The sequence below is a fragment of the Candidatus Latescibacterota bacterium genome (assembly GCA_019038625.1).
In the GTDB taxonomy this organism is placed as follows: Bacteria; Krumholzibacteriota; Krumholzibacteriia; order Krumholzibacteriales; family Krumholzibacteriaceae; genus JAGLYV01.
The window spans coordinates 1-15,965 of sequence record JAHOYU010000198.1 but is presented as its reverse complement, the minus strand read 5'-3'; the positions used below and the strand labels follow the sequence as shown (position 1 = coordinate 15,965).

Genomic DNA, 15,965 nt, shown 5'->3' with positions numbered 1-15,965 from the left:
AAGTGAGTTGTGTAACAGGGGGGTAGTAGCATTAATTACGGACTTGCTGAAGAGCAGAGGATGCTGCGCGACAGTATCCGTGACTTCGCCGAGAACGAGATAGCTCCTGTAGCTCTGGAGCTGGATGAGAAGGAAGAATTCTCTATCGAGCTTACCCGGAAGATGGCCGAGATGGGGCTTTTCGGGATAATCGTTCCAGAGAAATATGGCGGATCCGGTATGACCTACCTCTCATACATAATTGCGGTCGAGGAGATCGCCAGGATCGACGGGTCGCAGGGAGCGACAGTCGCGGCAGGGAATTCTCTGGGTATCGGCCCTATCTATTATTACGGGAACGAGGAGCAGAAAGAGGAATGGCTTCCCAGGCTCTGCAAGGGCGAGATTCTCGCCTCCTTTGGCCTGACAGAACCAGACGCGGGTTCAGATGCCGGAGCGAGCAAGACTACAGCGAAGATGGAAGGTAGTGAGTGGGTGATAGACGGCAGCAAGATATTTATCACTAACTCAAGTTCCGAACTCGCCAGCGTCTGTACCGTCCAGGCGATAACCGGCCAGAGAAGCGATGGCAAGAAAGAGATGTCCTGTATCCTCGTCCCGAACGGTACTCCAGGATTCGAGGCGAAGAAGATGACAGGGAAGATGATGTGGAGGGCGTCAGATACCGGGGAACTCTTCTTCGAGGACTGCAGGGTTCCCGAAGCGAACCTTCTTGGAAAAAGAGGAGAAGGTTTTAAGCAGATGCTCGAAACCCTCGACAACGGCAGACTTGCGATCGCGGCGATGGGACTTGGAGGTGCTCAGGGGGCATTCGAACTTGCCCTTCAATACGCGCGGGAAAGGGAGCAGTTCGGAAGAGCCATTTCTACATTCCAGGCGAACGGGTTTAAACTTGCCGATATGGCTACAGAGATCGAGGCTGCTCGAGCGCTTCTTTATAAAGCATGCGCCCTCAAGGACGCGGGAAAACCATTCTCAAAGCAGGCGGCCATGTCGAAATTATACTGCAGCGAAGTGATGGGCCGGGTTGTCGACAACGCAGTGCAGATACTGGGTGGATACGGCCTGATGAAGGAATACAAGGTCGAGAGGTTCTTCCGCGACTACAAGCTCCTGACTATAGGAGAGGGTACTTCGGAGATCCAGCGTCTCGTGATATCAAGACATATAGGCTGCTTCGACGTTTAGGTCCCCAATGGGGCCACACGAGGCAGCGATGGTCAGTCCAGTGAAAGCTCAGGGATGTCCCTGTACAATTCGAGCGCTTCCGGGTTTCTCAGTGCTTCCTGGTTGGTGACTGACTTGCCATGGATGATCTTGTTTACTGCAATCTCGACTTTTTTCATATTTATCGTATAGGGGATATCGGCTATTGGCAGTATCTTGGCGGGAACGTGTCTCGGTGTGGTATTCTTCCTGATCGTCTTCTTTATTTTCGTTATCAGTTCTTCGCTCAGTTCGAACCCCGCACGCAGTTTGACGAAGAGGATCACCCTTACATCGTCTTTCCAATCCTGACCGATTACAAGAGAATCTTCGATTTCTTCAATCGTATCGACCTGTCTGTAGATCTCGGAGGTTCCGATGCGGACACCTCCCGGGTTCAGGGTAGAATCTGATCTGCCGTAAAAGATTACTCCTCCTGTGCCGGTGATCATCACATAGTCCCCATGCCGCCATATGCCAGGATACACATCAAAATATGCCCTGTGATACTTTACGCCGTCCTCGTCATCCCAGAAATATATAGGCATCGATGGGAAGGGAGACAGGCAGACCAGTTCTCCCTGTTCATTTTCAACGGACTGCCCCGAAGACCCGAAAGCTCTCACATTCATGCCCAGGGTCCTGCATTGCAACTCACCCCTGTAGACTGGTCCCATCGGATTACCAGCGGCAAAACAGCCGTTGAGGTCGGTCCCTCCGGCAATCGAGGACAGGCACAGGTCTTTCTTTATATGTCTGTACACGAAATCGAACTCGGTCACACTGAGTGGTGAACCGGTGGAGAGAATGGCCCTGAGCGATGAAAGTCCGAACTCTTCAGCTGGCTTCAGCCCGACCTTGTTTACAGCAGAGAGATATTTCGCGCTGGTGCCGAAGATCGTTACACCGATTTTGTCGGCCATTTTAAAAAGAGCTCCAGGATTCGGGTAGAAAGGTGACCCATCGAAGAGGACAAGGGTCGCGCCAAGGGAAAGGGAACTCGTGAGCCAGTTCCACATCATCCATCCGCAGGTGGTGAAATAGAAGATATTGTCCTCCCTTTTCACATCCGTATGCAGGGCCAGCTCCTTCATATGATGGATAAGTATACCTCCGGCACTCTGGACCATGCACTTGGGAAGGCCGGTCGTGCCAGACGAATACATGATGTATAGAGGGTGGTCGAAGGGTAGCTGTTCGAACTCGATATCGAGACCGTCTTCGGACGAGATGAAGTCGTCGAACAGGATGCCATTCTCTATTGAACCGATATCAGGGCTTTCGTCTGTATATGGGACCACTACTACCTTCTCTATGGAGGGAAGTTTCTGGAGTATGCCGGATATCTGTTCTAGGGAATTGAAGTTTTTTCCGTTATATGAATAGCCGTTTGCAGTAAAGATCAGCTTTGGGTCTATCTGTCCAAATCGGTCCAGTACTCCCTTTATTCCGAAATCGGGGGAGCAAGATGACCATGTGGCCCCGATGCTCGCAGCAGCCAGCATCGCGATAATGGCCTCGGGGATGTTGGGCATGAACCCAACGACGCGATCATCTTTCTCGATGCCCATATCTCTCATTGCGCGTGCAAGTCTGGCGACACGGTCATAGAGTTGGGCGTATGTCAGTTCTCTCTGATCTCCGTTCTCGCTCCATGAGGTTATTGCCGCACGGTCGTCCCTGTAACGGAGCAGGTTTTCGGCGAAGTTGAGCCTGGCTCCGGTGAACCAGCGGGCTCCAGGCATCTTATCGCCGTCGACGAGGACTTCATCGTAGGGAGTTGAGTGGATTATATCAAAAAAGTCCCAGAGCGATTCCCAGAGAGATGGCAGGTTTTCTATGGACCATTCCCAAAGCTCCCCGTAGAGGGAGAAGTCAAGGTCGTATCTTTCATTGATAAAGTTCATAAACCTGAACATGTTGGTCTCTTCAATCCGTATCCTGGAAGGTTGCCAGAGCATCTCGTTCATCGATTGTTCCTTTCGCTGTCACATGGCGGGATCCGTTATCTACGTAATCCCCGCCTGGTCATATTCAGAGTGGCAATTGTATGGCCTGAGCCCTCGGCAGTCAAAAGGAAATTGGTATCAGGACAGGGTCTATGTTATCCTACCAGTCACGCATGAAGAAATTACTCAAGCTTGATATCTTGAATTTCAGCATGATAAGAGGAGGAAAGGATGCTCATCTCTGTATATTATCTCAAAAGGATCATAGTCATTGTATTGGGTTTATCACTACTCGGATGTTTTTCAGGCGGGCAGGCTGTGGCCGGGGGATTTACAAGCCCTGAAGAATTCTTCGGTTTTAAGCCTGGGGCTGATGGAGAACTCTTCGACTATGATCAGTTGATCGAATATCTTGGGCTACTGGATCAGGCTTCTCCGATGATGGAGATGAGGGAGATCGGAATCTCTCCGATGGGAAGGACGATTTTTGTCGTCTTCATATCATCGGAGGAAAATATCGGGCGACTCGATGAATTGAAAATAATCAATAAAAGACTCGCTCTTGAACAGGATATCCCCCAATCAGAACTTGAACAGATGATAGATGATGGCAGGGTGTTCTTCGTCGCTACGCTTTCGATGCATTCAAGCGAAGTCGGACCTTCTCAATCTGCCCCCCTGATAGCGTATGATCTCGTTACGACTGATATCTCATCAAAGATCAAGTCGCTGGACGAAGTCGTCTACATGTTTGTCCCCTGCCACAATCCTGACGGGATGGATATGGTCGTCCATCATTACATGGAGTACAAGGGAACCAGATTCGAGGGCTCGAGGATGCCCGGCATCTATCATAAATATGTCGGCCATGACAATAATCGCGATTTTGTGACTTTGACACAAATGGATACGAAAGCTGTATCGAGATTATTCAGCCATGAGTGGTTTCCACAGGTAATGGTCGAGAAGCACCAGATGGGATCGAGCGGTGTACGCTATTTCGTGCCGCCCAACCATGATCCGATAGCACAGAACATTGATGCTTCCCTCTGGAACTGGATCGGTATATTCGGATCGAACCTTATGAAGGATATGACCGCTGACGGTTGTTCGGGTGTGACCCGCCAGTACCTGTTCGACGACTACTGGCCCGGATCTACGGAGACTTGTATATGGAAGAACGTGATCGGATTTCTCACCGAAAGCGCCAGTGCGCAATATGCAAAACCGGTCTACGTGGAACCGGGAGAACTGCGTGTCCATGGAAAAGGACTTTCCGAATACAAGAAAGGTACCAACATGCCGCAGCCGTGGGAGGGAGGATGGTGGCGACTCTCCGATATCGTTGATTATGAGATAAGTTCGACGATGTCGATAATCAGGACCGCTTCGAATCACCGAAAGGATATTCTCCGGTTCAGAAATAATATCTGCCAAATAGAGGTAGAGAAGGGAAAGACAGAGCCTCCTTTCTATTTCGTGATGCCATCGGGAATCGAGAGGCAGCGTGACCTGGGTGAACTCTGCCATATCGTCGATCTGCTGAAGGAGCATGGTGTAAAAGTATATGAGACTAAAGATGATATCCTGACAGGTGAAGGAACTATTATTCAAAGGGGCGATATAGTGGTCCCCCTGGCTCAACCCTTCAGAGCTTTTATCAAGGAAGTGATGGAACGTCAGCAATTTCCGGTAAGGCACTATACTCCGGGTGGAGAGATCATCAAACCTTATGATATCACTTCATGGTCATTGCCTCTTCACAGGGGAGTGACTTCGTTCAGGATAGATAAAAGAGAACCTGGTATTGAGACTTCGATGAGTGAGATCGAGGGCCGGTTCAGGATCGATGGACTTTATAGCAGGCCGGAAGATCAAAATATCAGGCATGTCCTGCTCAACGTGAGATATAACGAGAGTTTTAAGGCTGTTTTCAAAGCCGCGGAACGTGGGCTGTCGGTATTCAGGCTGGACGAGGATTTCGAAGCCGGACCGGCCGTATTTGAAAAGGGTAGTTTCCTGGTCAGTGGAAATGGGGAAAAGCTTGCTTTACTGAATGATGGTCTCAGCGTTCAGCCGCTATGTCTTACCGGAGAAGATATGATTCCGGGAGAGGATTCGCTGACGAAGCTCACAATACCTCGGACAGGCCTGGTAGAGACTTTCCGGCACGACATGGACGCAGGATGGACCAGGTATCTTTTAGACGACTACGGTATACCCTTTAAGGTTCTACGGCCCGGTGAGCTGGAGGACAGGGACCTGGCCGGAAAATTTGACGTTATCCTTATACCGGACACTGATGAATCTGTCCTGATGACAGGTAAATACAAGTCAGGAGAGAGATATTATTCGAGTGGTTATCCGCCGGGTTATACAAAAGGTATGGGGAAAAAGGGAAAAGAGAAACTGCTCAGGTTCATCGATTCCGGCGGGACTGTTTTAGCATGGGGAAGATCGGCGGGATTGTTCAGCGGAGAGTTAGCTCTATCCGAGGAGAAGGACAACGGTGACGAATTCACTCTTCCCTTCAACGATATTTCGAAACGTTTGAAGGAAAAGGGGTTGTATTGCCCGGGCTCGCTGGTGAGAATAGATCTGGCGACCGACCATCTATTAAGTCTGGGTATGGGGAAGAAGGTAAACGTGTTTTTTCGTGGGAGACCGGTGTTCGCAACTTCCATCCCCGCCTTTGATATGGACAGACGGGTAGTGGGCAGGATCCCGGAAAGTGATATCCTCGTGAGTGGATATGCTGAAAAACTTGAGGAAGCGGGAGGGCACGCTGCCCTTGTCTGGTTCCGCAAGAACAAGGGGCAGCTGGTCCTCTATGGATTCAATCCCCAGTTCAGGGCATCGACAGCCGGATGTTACAAACTACTTCTGAACGGATTGCTTCTTCCGGACCCGTCAGTCGAGTGAGATTTTAACTGCATTGCGTCCAGAGAAAAAAAGTATTATATTAAACCTGCCACAAGGGAAACCGACCCCACTCAAAACCGACTGGTACCGACCGTGAGATGATGGCGGCCTATAAGGCCGGGAGAGAATCATGGGAGGTGTCGAATGCTGACTGTTAACGCGAAGTTCAAGGGTGATTATAAACTCTATATAGGACGTGCGGTGCTAGGCGCGATAGCAATACATTTCGCCCTGTTCTATCTTATTCCCCCGTTCACATTTTCTCCATACCGACTGGCAGAACAACCAGTATTCGATGTTATAAAGATGGAACCCATAATAGAGATAGAAGAACCACCAGAGGTCAAGGCACCTGCTCTTGTTCCGGTTGTCAAAGTCGGGGCAGGGGAGGTGGAGGATGAACCGTTTTTCCCCAGAACCATGACTCCGGATATATTCAAGAATCAGTTCAATGCTCCGATCCTTCAGGAGACGGTCCCAGTCTATTATGCCTTCGACAAGAGCCCGGTACTAATTAGATCGGTCAGACCGGAATATCCCGAACTGGCCAGGCTTGCCGGTGTTGAGGGGGATGTCCTGATCAAGGCTCTCCTGGGAACCGATGGCAAGGTAATTTCGGCTGTGATAATTCACTCCAGCGTTACATCTGTACTGGAGAGGGCTGCTATCGCTGCGGTTATGCAGTTTCTCTTCGAGCCCGCAAGGCAGGGAGTGGTCCCTGTTCAGGCCAGCATCGCTGTGCCAGTCTCGTTCAGGCTGAACTGACCACTCGAACTGTCACGCTCCTGCTTTAAAGTAAAGCCCGGAACGCCACCTCCGGGCTTTATAAAACATGAAAAAAAGGGATTGCCTTTCCAGCGGCAATCCCTTTTTCCCTTTTATAGCACGAGCAGAGTGTCAGGGGCCGTCCTTGAACGGTTCTGGCGGGATCGGAGGGAATTCATCGAAATAGGTGACTGCCGGAGCGAGAGGGAAAGCGCACAATAGACCAAGGGATTTGACAATATATCCCTTGATGAACAATTTGTAACTTCCGTATTTATATTCTCCGCCATTCGGGTCGATGAATTCAACGACCTCATCGCGTTCCATGCATGCAGTGCCAAAGACCATGCTCTTCATTCCTGTAGTCTTGCACAACTCCAGCATGTTTTCGAGATCGCTGACAGGAATCTCCCATCCTTTGAACTCGACATCCGTCATGATATTACCTCCTTGAAAGAAAACAGAATATCCTTCGATATCAAAGTCCGGATTTAGATATGAAATCATTAAGTGGGAAGAATCCGGGATCGCTATTCTCAAGGACCTTCAATACACGTTCCTTGTATTGAGACGCAATTCCATTTTCTCCCTTTTTCAGATAGATGCTGTTCATGAGGATCAGCAATTCATAATCATTACTATTGAGAGAAAGAAGGTCGGTGCCTTTTTCTTCTGCTCGATCTATCCGACCTATCTCGATCAGTCCACGGATCAGTTCCTTGCCGAAATAGAAAAACTCTCTCGGCGAGGCGAATTCGGCAGCCTCAAGTTTTTCGATGGCTTCCTCAAGACTGCCTTCCGCGAGAAGTATGATTCCCTCGAGATGCTTCGTGCACGGGATTCCGTTAAAGACAAAAGGGTCAGTCATGATGGTGCGCATTTCTTCCAGATAATTTACTGCTGCGGCTGTATCGTTATCAAGTCGGACGCAAGCAAGGCCAGAGAGCCACCTCGCTTTAAGTGAGCCTGGTGATATCGAGAGAAGACTTTCTATTTCTCGGTCGAATGCTCTTCTATCACGTTGTGCGAGATAAAGTCGGGCCAGGTGGACATGGCCAGCCGCCTTGTATCCCTGGGATGGAGACGCGCCAATGTATCTGTTAAGAGAATCAACGGCCCTTTCCCACTGACCAAGAGACAGGCAGGATCTGCCAAGTACTTCGAAGAATTTGAAATTATGACGGTTTTCCTTAATCGCGTTTCCTGTAATCCGGACAGCTTCATGGAAATTGCCTGAAAAATAAAAGGCAGTTGCGAGGCTGTTAACGGGATCAGGTGACCCTGTAGCCAGTTCACCGTATTTCCGGAATGCCTTGATAGATTCCTCGGGCCTTCCGGAGAAGAGAAGAGCGTTTCCGATGTAGTTCCAGGCAGATCCGTTCATTCCAAGATCGTTCTTCGGGTCCAGGTCCAGGGCTGTTCTGAAATGTATGATGGCTTCATCGAACTGTCTGAGATACCGTGACATTATGTATCCGAGATTGAGATGCCCCCTGATGTCGTTCGGCTTTTCTTCAAGAAGCGAGTTCAGGTTTCTTACTGCCATGTTCCAGTCGTGCCATACGTATGCCTCTACAATATTACACTTAAGCAGATCTATAGAATTACCCTTGCCAATAGCGATCTTCTTTGCCCTGTCGATATAGTCGGCTGCTTTCTTCGAGTCGCCGCTGGCGTTGTAGTAAGCAGCAAGGGTCTTGAGAGCTTCTATGTGATCGGGATCCATCATGATGCATTGCTCGATCAGGGTGATTCCTGTTGTTTGATCACCACCGTCGTAAGTGGCCTTTCCTCTCTCGAAGATAATATCTGCTTCGGACAGTATCGTGCCGGTCGTATCTATGGTACCGAGAGGATGACTGTCAGGAGTAAAGGAAGAGCCGGAAAGTATCCATAGGATAAGCGGGACAGCAATGATCGCGAGGACAACGATAACAAGGGTCCAGGCTGCCGGGATCTTATTCGAAGGGGTCGGATGAATGTGAACATGCCTGTCTTCGTCATCCAGAAGGTCGTATGCAGCATTGAGATCGTTCAACATCTCACCAGCATCATGGTATCGGCTGTCTGGGTTCTTTTCCAGGCTTCTCGATATGATATTTATGGCGGCATCGCCCGCCGGGCCATGTGGAAAGGTGGAGAGGTCCGGTTCAGAATTAAGGATATTGTATATGATGGATGCTGCGTATTCTCCCTCAAAAGGCCGCCTGCCAGCAATGAGTTCATAGAATGTGACACCTGACGCCCATACATCACTTCTCGTATCAGCTGTTCCGTCGGTTACCTGTTCCGGCGAAGCGTATTCCAGCGTTCCTGAATGTCCGGCCATTGTTGCAGATGAGGCCGCGCTGATTTCCCTGGCAAGACCAAAGTCGGTGATCCTGACTTTCAGCTTCTCAGGTTCGACGACGATGTTGGATGGCTTGATGTCCCTGTGTATGATTCCCTTATCGTGCGCGGAACTAAGCCCCTCCAGTATCTGACGCATTACTCCGAGAGCCTGTTCAAGGGTGAAGTGGTGTCCGGCAGTCATATCGCTGAGGGGTACGCCTTCGCAATAAGCCATCACGATGAAGGTCCGGCCTCTGAATTCCTCGATCTCATGGATCGCGCATATATTCTGATGATCGAGTGCAGCCGCAGAGCGTGCTTCCCTCGCGAAACAAGCTCTGTCACGTGCGGACGAGATACGGGAGGGATGAATGAATTTGAGTGCGACATCACGTTCGAGGCGGGTGTCCTGAGCCTTGTAGACCACACCCATTCCGCCCTCACCTATTTTTTCGACGATTCTATAATGGGATATCGTACTCCCTATCATCGATTTTCCTTTTGTTTGAAGTATGCCTTAGCAGGTAACCGAATTTTGACACAAAACGAGATTATTATCAAGGAATCAGTTGTCCTTTTATCGTGCTATCGCGTTTTTCCTGGATTTCTGTGATAATTATAATGTCGAATGGTGGTCGTGATCCGGCCGTCAGAAAAGTCTCTTCATCGCGACTACGGTCATGTCGTCCATTTGATCTCTTGAATCGGCGAAGGTATTTACTTCATTGATAATGTGGTCGACTATCCCGGCGGCATCGAGATGAGGGTTTTTGGTGAGGACTTCGAGTATTCTCTCCTCGCAATACTCTTCATCCGAAGGATTCCTGGCTTCGGAGATGCCATCGGAAAAAACAAGGAGTGTATCGCCGACTGCGAGTGATATTATAGTGTCAGTATACGTGGATTCCTCCAGGGCTCCAAGTATAAGCCCTCCGGTATCCAGGAAGTAGTGATCCCCATTCTTGTGCGTCAGAATAGGATTGTTATGGCCAGCATTGCAGTAGTGAAATTCATGTCTGGTATTGTCAAGAAGGCCGAAAAAGAATGTGGCGAATTTGTCGGGATCTGTACTTCTGAACAGTAGTTTGTTGGACCTGCTCATGATCTCACAGGGTGTATGTCTGCTGAGGTCCTGTCCACGGAAAGTAGCCTGGAGATTCGACATCAGAAGTGCCGCGGGCATCCCTTTTCCGGATACATCTCCAAGGCAGATCATAATCCTGCCGTCTCCTGCCATTATGAAATCGTAGTAATCGCCACCCACAGTCTTTGCTGGTATGCTTTTTCCTGCAATATCGTATCCATCGATCGCGGGTTTTTCTTTGGGCAGGAGCCCCATCTGGATCTTGAAGGCCATCTTCATCTCTTCCTGGAGATGCAATAATGATTTTTCCTCTTCGATCAATCTTGCGTTCTCGATCACCTGAGCGGACTGGGTAGCGATAATGCTCAGTAGTCTCTTGTCGGCATCCGTGAAACCACCGGGCGTGTTTCTGTTGAAGAGGTTCAGCGATCCAATGACTCTGCCTTTGAGGAGAAGGGGTACACTCAAAAGGGTGTTTACGGGATTTTCTTCATTCTTCGGTATCCTGACATGTTCATTGGATTCCATGTCGTTGATGAGCAGCGGTTTTCGGTTGACCAGTATCCAGCCTGTGATCTGAGTATCCAGATGGAGAGGAAGGAAATCGCTCGACCTGTCAACCTGACGTATCATCGTCTGGAAGGGGTTCTTTTGTTCCATACTGTCAAGGAGCGTGACTGTTCCCTGTTCGGCACCGATATGTTTTACGCACTTCTTTACGATCAGTTCAATGATCTCTTCGAGGGAAAGAGTCGAGTTGATAGCGGTAGATATATCGTTAAGGATCGAAAGTTCTTCGATCGCCGCCTTCAGGCGTTCATTTTCATCTTTAAGAATATTTGTCTTATTTTCCTGTGAACTCATGCAAAGACTCCGTTCATGAAAGCGACGACCACTCTTTCGGCGACCCGCAAAATTGTATAGAGATACAATGCATCATTCAAACATGATGCAAATATTATATTGAATGATGGCGGGTTGTCCAGCACAATTGAAGATAACTGGAAAAGATAAGCACACTTTCTAACGGGGAGTCCATGGGATGCCCTACGTTCCACTGCATGTCCACAGTATAAACAGTGCGTATTCAGGAATGTTTACTCCGACCGAGATCATTTCAAGGGCGGCATTTCTTGGAATGGATGCGGTAGCCCTCACAGATAAATGGACGGCGATCGGACATTATGAATTCGCGAATGAAGCGAAAATAGCGGGAATCAAAGCTATATTCGGCGTTGAGATCAGGCATCTCTCCCTGACGGGTAACAGCGGGACATACCATCTGACTCTTCTGGCGGAAAACGACAGAGGTTACAGGAATATCATTGACCTGATACAAAAACATCACGAGAAAGAAAAGCTGGAATATGTCACGGAGCAGGAACTGGTCCTTCACAGGGAGGGATTGATAGCTCTGACCGGCTGTCTGAAAGGCGAGACCAGCCAGGCCGTATTGCACGGAAATCTGCCAAGGGAGAGAGCGGTCGTCGATAAACTCGTAACGATATACGGCAGTGGGAACGTCTTTCTTGAGATCATGAATCACAACGTGGAAAAAGAGCAGTTTATCATAGAGCAGTTCAGCATTCTCTCAAGAAAAATGGGAGTGGCGCTGGTAACAACGAATAATGACAGGTTTGCTTTGAGAGAGGATGCGTCTGCATATTCCACTCTCAGGAAGATCTCGGGCGATACGAATGAGTATGATACAGAGGAAAATCACCCGGAATATTTTCTGAAGAGGAAGAAAGAACTCGACCCGTTTTTCTACGGATATTCAGATGCTCTGGAAGAATCAGGAAGGATCGCCGGGAGATGTGAATTCGACCTTCTCATGGAAGACAGGATAGAATTCAGCTCAGACAAGGATTCTGAGAAAACACTTGCCGAGATGAGTGACAGAAGATTCCTTCTTGCCTTTCACAACAGGAGAAAGGATGAGATCGCGGAACTCAGGACGATGATGCAGGATGAGATAAAAAGTGCGGGGCGAGAGGATCTGTCCGGGTTTATCCTGTTTCTGAGAAAACTTCTGGACGGGTTCCGCAGAAGAGGTGTCAGGCTGGAGATCATAGGCAGCGAGATCCTCGACAGTCTTGTAGCCTTTCTGCTTGATATAATTCCTCTCAATCCTGTCGAGCACGGCCTGTTATTCGAATCGTTCAACGCGCCGGGGAAGGGTGTACCACCGCAGCTGGAATTGATCAAACCGAAGGGCGCGAGAGAAGTCTTTATGCTTGCCCTGAAGTCTATGCTTCCGAAAAGCGGTGTATTCAACCAGGTGGTACGGGAGGAGATGTCGCTTGTCACGTTGGTCAAGACGATAATGGAACACTCTGACCTGGCGGATGAGACCAGCAAAGCGATCTCTGAGGCACTGTCCTCGGTGAGGAAGAAGGATTCACTTCAGGACCTGCTCGACAATTCGGATCAGCTTGCAAGGATGTATAACGGTAATAATGAAGTGAGAATGATTCTTCGCGGGGCTGAATCTCTCAGGGGAAGAGTGCATCATTTCAATCTGAACACTTCCAGAGTCGTAGTATTGCCCGAGAAGATGGAGGATTATCTGGCCTGCATCACAGGTAGTAACGGGGAAGAGTTCTGTATGGTAGATAGTAGGGCGATTAAGGCTATTGGCGGCTGGACGGTAGTTGTCCAGCGCTCTCATTTTCTTGCCGCTCTCGACGACACCTTCCATATGCTGGGGTTTGATGGTGGTGGCGACGATGATGGAGAAAAGGAAAGGAGCCCCTCTGTCGGGATGCCTCCCACTCTCGATGATACGACGACTTACGAGATGATATCCCGGGGAGACACCACCGGTGTATATCTTCTGGAAAGCAGGGGGATAAGGGATCTGCTGATGAAGACCCAGCCCATGGATTTCGAGGGACTCGTCAACGTGATCTCATTGTACAGGCCGGCACCGTTGGAAGGAAGGCTGTGGCAGAAGTATCTGGAAAACGCTGGAAAGAAAGGGAAAGTGCTGCTTCCACATCATTCGCTTTCAGGAGCGTTGGAGAGTACCAGTGGGCTGCTTCTTTTCAAACAACAGATAAGGGAGATACTCAAGGACTCAGCCGGTATAACCGGGGAACGCGCGGAGAGAATCGAAATAGCTGTTTCGAAGAAGGAGGCAGGTTCGTTACTCGGGGCAAGGCTGGATTTTATAAGAGGAGCTATGGAGAAGGAGATAAATGAGGAGGATGCTCAGAAGATCTTCGATTTCCTCCTGCATAACACAGGATTTACTTACGACAGAGCCTTCAGCTGCGCCCAGGCTTACATAAGCTACCGGACAGCCTGGCTCAAGGCAAATCATCACGATGAGTATTTTGCCGGACTTCTGAATAATACAGGTGACACGAAAGAGAGGCAGAAGAGCTACCTCGATTACCTTGCAGGTATCAACAAGGAAGTATTTTCGCCCGATATAAATTCAAGCGGGTTGCAGTACGAGATAGTGCCTGGGGGTATAAGGTCGCCCCTGAACGAATCGGGAGGACTCGGCGACGAGCAATTGGCTGTCATCCTGGATGAAAGAGAGAATAATGGACCTTTCGGAAATCTTGTCGATTTCATGGAGAGGCTTTCTCACAAGCTGGCTATGGATTCAGTGAATGACCTTATTGACTCTGGCTTGTTTGATTTTCTGATGACCACACACTCCGAATTGAAGGATGTGACACTCGCTTTTTATGAAAAACACGCAAGGGCAGGTGATTTCTTCAAGCACAGGCAGCCTTCCCAGAAAGACAGGAATAGTGGTTCCGGGCAGCTTTCCTTTTTCGATGACGAGCCGGACTGAAGATGATATACAGGTTATCGATTTATTGAAAAAGTTGTATTCTTACCTCTTCTGATTGTTTTTCCAGTTGACTTCGGCACTTCGCATTGATAACTTCCATCAGTCCAATCGGACTGGCAAAGCTAAGTGCGTCCCCATCGTCTAGCCAGGTCTAGGACATCGCCCTTTCACGGCGACGACACGGGTTCGAATCCCGTTGGGGGCGCCATTTTTATATTTTCACACCTCCAATATGAAGTTTTCGTGGATGGTCGGTTCAGCACATCAGCCGTCCTGGTACGAAAAGACTTCCTCTATTCCACGACTAAATACTTTTGCGATCCGAAAGGCAAGGGAGAGAGAGGGTACATATTTCCCCTGTTCCAGAGCCATGATTGTCTGGCGAGTGCAACCGCTGAGTTCCGATAGACGTTGTTGTGTCATCTCGTCGTGTTCGAACCTGAGTTTTCTCACTATATTGCTTACTCTGGCCTTAGCCACTGGATTCGTCCCTCCTGTGATAGAAAAGGAGAGAGATGGTTGACTGGGTCAGATGCGCAAGGATAAGAGTAGCGAATGCGAGGAGAAACATCCACTCGACTGGTATCGAACCTTCACTGAGAAAGTTGTCATGAAGGATGATGCAGGCAAAAAACACGAATATCGCGAGAGTGTGAAACGAACCTTCCGCAGCACGGCGGGAGATCTCTCTGTCCCTTTCGTCCACTAAGATCCTCTTCTCGTTCTTTTTCGTCCTGGTAATATAAATAATGATTACCCGTGAGATGAGTCCTGCCGCAATGAGACCGCCAGTGATATTTCTTCTCATGCTTCCCTTGGTGAAATCCGAGACCCCTTCGCCGGAAAAAAACAGGCGATGAATCCGGCAAGGACGATGGTCCAGACAATGGTCAACAGGAATGCTCTTTTCTGCCACAGAGTCATGTTGATCCTTTCGATAGTGTCTATGACGATTGCGATGCAAAAGGATGAATAACTACACATAATGTATGAAAAACCATACATGATGTCAAGGGTGATTATTTTATGACCCAGGTCGAGCAATCTCAGAATTAATGGATTCAGGAATTCTGCATAACTTCTTTATTTCGCGATGCCCCTGGGGTATCATTCGTCAATCAGTTTTATACTCCATGGAGGTGAGCGCTGTGAAAAAGCATCTATCCTTTCTTTTAATGACTGTGGTCGTGATCATGTCATTTTCGTGCTCTGGACCGACTGATGAGGAGATTGTGCGAGACGATGTGCGAACTGCACAGAAACTTGCCGGACTGGAATTCGATGAAAATGAGATCGATTCTCTTCTCGGTGAAGTAAATGACCAACTGGGAAGTTTTCTGGAACTCAGGAAGTTCGATATTGCGAATGGAGTACCACCTGCGGTGGAATTCGATCCACTCCCCGGGGGGGTGGAAATGCCGAAAGAAGGCCAGGGGTATTCCCTTGTCCCGCTCACAGGAACAGATCTCCCTGAGGATAGTGACAGAATGGCATTCTATTCGATCTGTCAGCTTGCAGGACTGTTAAGGGCCGGCAGGATCACATCGGTCGAGCTTACACGCTTTTACATAGAAAGATTGAAAAAGTACGGGCCGGACCTGGAGTGTGTTATCACACTCACTGAAGACCTTGCCATGAGACAGGCCGAACGTGCCGATGCGGAGATGGCTGATGGCAGATACAGGGGACTTCTTCATGGAATACCGTATGGAGTGAAGGATCTTTTTTCTGTGCCTGGCCATCCTACGACATGGGGAGCCGAGCCATACCGAAAACAGGTGATCGAGGAAACTGCCACTGTAGTACAGAGACTGGAGGAAGAGGGAGCGGTCCTTGTTGCTAAACTCACCCTTGGCGCGCTCGCTTGGGGCGATGTCTGGTATGGAGGGATGACAAG

At 49.1% G+C, this 15,965-nt stretch carries 11 protein-coding genes and 1 tRNA gene; 6 read left to right on the top strand and 6 right to left on the bottom strand.

The window, feature by feature from the left end; genetic code table 11:
- Positions 1–60: 60 nt before the first annotated feature.
- A complete protein-coding gene (locus tag KOO63_13680) occupies positions 61–1,188 on the top strand; it encodes an acyl-CoA dehydrogenase family protein (GenBank protein MBU8922861.1) in 1,128 nt (375 codons plus the stop codon).
- Positions 1,189–1,220: 32 nt separating this feature from the next.
- On the opposite strand, the gene KOO63_13675 is transcribed toward KOO63_13680, so the two are convergent.
- Positions 1,221–3,176, bottom strand: a complete 1,956-nt coding sequence (locus KOO63_13675) for an acetoacetate--CoA ligase (protein MBU8922860.1) — start codon at positions 3,174–3,176, stop codon at positions 1,221–1,223.
- A 210-nt stretch (positions 3,177–3,386) separates the two neighbouring features.
- On the opposite strand from KOO63_13675, the gene KOO63_13670 reads away from it, so the two are divergent.
- A complete protein-coding gene (locus tag KOO63_13670) occupies positions 3,387–6,077 on the top strand; it encodes a hypothetical protein (GenBank protein ID MBU8922859.1) in 2,691 nt (896 codons plus the stop codon).
- A gap of 144 nt (positions 6,078–6,221) precedes the next feature.
- On the top strand, positions 6,222–6,842 hold the full coding sequence (locus tag KOO63_13665; GenBank protein MBU8922858.1) for an energy transducer TonB: 621 nt from the start codon (positions 6,222–6,224) through the stop codon (positions 6,840–6,842).
- Between the two features lie 132 nt (positions 6,843–6,974).
- Here KOO63_13665 and KOO63_13660 read toward each other — a convergent pair whose 3' ends face one another.
- The 3 genes from KOO63_13660 to KOO63_13650 form a co-directional block, all read right to left on the bottom strand.
- The gene (locus KOO63_13660; GenBank protein ID MBU8922857.1) at positions 6,975–7,280 is read right to left on the bottom strand and encodes a hypothetical protein; all 306 of its coding nucleotides are present in this window, start codon (positions 7,278–7,280) and stop codon (positions 6,975–6,977) included.
- 40 nt (positions 7,281–7,320) lie between these two features.
- Positions 7,321–9,663, bottom strand: a complete 2,343-nt coding sequence (locus KOO63_13655) for a protein kinase (GenBank protein ID MBU8922856.1) — start codon at positions 9,661–9,663, stop codon at positions 7,321–7,323.
- A gap of 159 nt (positions 9,664–9,822) precedes the next feature.
- On the bottom strand, positions 9,823–11,121 hold the full coding sequence (locus KOO63_13650) for a SpoIIE family protein phosphatase (protein ID MBU8922855.1): 1,299 nt from the start codon (positions 11,119–11,121) through the stop codon (positions 9,823–9,825).
- 178 nt (positions 11,122–11,299) lie between these two features.
- On the opposite strand from KOO63_13650, the gene KOO63_13645 reads away from it, so the two are divergent.
- Both KOO63_13645 and KOO63_13640 read left to right on the top strand, forming a co-directional pair.
- Positions 11,300–14,068, top strand: coding sequence for a PHP domain-containing protein (locus tag KOO63_13645; GenBank protein MBU8922854.1), 2,769 nt, complete (start codon positions 11,300–11,302; stop codon positions 14,066–14,068).
- Between the two features lie 130 nt (positions 14,069–14,198).
- Positions 14,199–14,276 (top strand) — tRNA-Glu (locus tag KOO63_13640).
- Between the two features lie 56 nt (positions 14,277–14,332).
- On the opposite strand, the gene KOO63_13635 is transcribed toward KOO63_13640, so the two are convergent.
- The gene (locus tag KOO63_13635) at positions 14,333–14,491 is read right to left on the bottom strand and encodes a helix-turn-helix transcriptional regulator (GenBank protein MBU8922853.1); all 159 of its coding nucleotides are present in this window, start codon (positions 14,489–14,491) and stop codon (positions 14,333–14,335) included.
- Between the two features lie 49 nt (positions 14,492–14,540).
- Complete coding sequence (locus KOO63_13630; protein MBU8922852.1) at positions 14,541–14,876, bottom strand: DUF2178 domain-containing protein; 336 nt, start codon at positions 14,874–14,876, stop codon at positions 14,541–14,543.
- Positions 14,877–15,216: 340 nt separating this feature from the next.
- Here KOO63_13630 and KOO63_13625 point away from each other — a divergent pair.
- The coding region (locus KOO63_13625; protein ID MBU8922851.1) for a hypothetical protein at positions 15,217–15,965 on the top strand (749 nt) is incomplete at its 3' end.